The following is a 1,696-nucleotide window of genomic DNA, read 5'->3' as shown; positions in this document are numbered from 1 at the left end:
CAAGGATGGCGTTGCCGCTCCGGTTTCGGTGACGCAGACCCTGGCGGTGACCGTCAACCCGGTGACCGACACCCCGACGCTGTCCGTGTCCGCCGCTCGCGGCGACGAAGACACGGCGATTTCGCTGACGATCAGCCCGGCCCTGACCGACACCGACGGGTCGGAGACGCTGACGGTCACCATCGCCGGCGTGCCCGCCGGAGCGACGCTGAGCGCCGGCACCTCGGTCACCGAAAGCAACGGCACCACCACCTGGACCCTGTCGCCCCAGCAGCTTGCCGGTCTGAAGATTACGCCGCCGGCCAACAGCGACGTGGATTTCGACCTGACGGTCACTGCAATCGCCAAGGACGGCACAGCACCGGTCGCGACGACGACGCAGACCCTGCACGTCACCGTCGATCCGGTCACCGACACGCCGACTCTGAGCGTCACCGCGGCGAGCGGCAATGAAGACACCGCAATCCCGCTGTCGATCACTCCGGCGCTGACCGATCTTGACGGGTCGGAAACGCTGACGATCACCATCAGCGGCATCCCGGCGGGCGCCAGCCTCAGCAATACGGCCGGCAACACGCTGACCATCAGCAACGGCTCGATCACGCTCACGCCCAGTCAGCTGGCTGGGCTGAAGATCACGCCGCCGCTGAACAGCGATGCGGATTTCACGCTCACCGTCACCGCGACCGCCAAGGACGGCGTCGCCACGCCGGTTTCGGTCAGCCAGACCTTGCCGGTGACCGTCAGCCCGGTGTCGGATACTCCCTCGCTGAGCGTCACGGCGGCGACGGGCAACGAGGACACCGCGATTGCGCTGTCGATCACGCCGGCGCTGACCGACACCGACGGGTCGGAGGTGCTGACCGTCACCATCTCTGGGATTCCGGCCGGTGCGACGCTCGTCAACACGCTGAACGGCACGCTGACGGTCAGCAACGGCTCGATCACCCTGAACCCCGATCAGCTTGCCGGGCTGAAGATCACGCCGCCGCTGAACAGTGACGATGACTTCACCCTCACCGTCACCGCGACCTCGAAGGACGGGAGCGCCGCGCCGGCCAGCACCAGTGCGCCGCTGCTGGTGACCGTCAACCCGGTGTCCGACACCCCGACCCTGTCCGTATCGGCCGCCCGCGGCGATGAAGACACCGCGATTCCGCTGTCGATCAGCCCGGCCCTGACCGACACCGACGGGTCGGAGACGCTGAGCATCCGGATCTCCGGCGTTCCGGCGGGAGCGACGTTGAGCGCCGGCACCTCGGTCACCGAAAGCAACGGCACCACCACCTGGACGCTGACGCCCCAGCAGCTTGCCGGGTTGAAGATCACGCCGCCGGCCAACAGCGACGTGGATTTCGACCTGACGGTCACTGCAATCGCCAAGGACGGCACAGCACCGGTCGCGACGACGAGCCAGACCCTGCACGTCACCGTCGATCCGGTCACCGACACGCCGACGCTGAGCGTCACTGCGGCGAGCGGCAATGAAGATACGGCGATTGCGCTGGCGATCACCCCGGCGCTGACCGATCTGGACGGGTCGGAGGTGCTGACCATCACCATCAGCGGCATCCCGGCCGGCGCCAGCCTCAGCAACACGGCCGGCAACACGCTGACCATCAGCAACGGCTCGATCACGCTGACGCCGGACCAACTGGCCGGGTTGAAGATCACGCCGCCGTCGAACAGCGACGAC

Annotated in this window: 1 pseudogene; it reads left to right on the top strand. The window is 67.6% G+C overall.

Features of this window, described 5'->3' with window-relative positions:
- A pseudogene (locus TSH64_RS16760) lies at positions 1–1,696 on the top strand (calcium-binding protein); the annotation flags it as partial.

The organism is Azospirillum sp. TSH64, from assembly GCF_003116035.1.
Classification (GTDB): Bacteria; Pseudomonadota; Alphaproteobacteria; order Azospirillales; family Azospirillaceae; genus Azospirillum.
The sequence above is the reverse complement of the archived record's forward strand: the minus strand, read 5'-3'. Positions and strand labels throughout refer to the sequence as shown.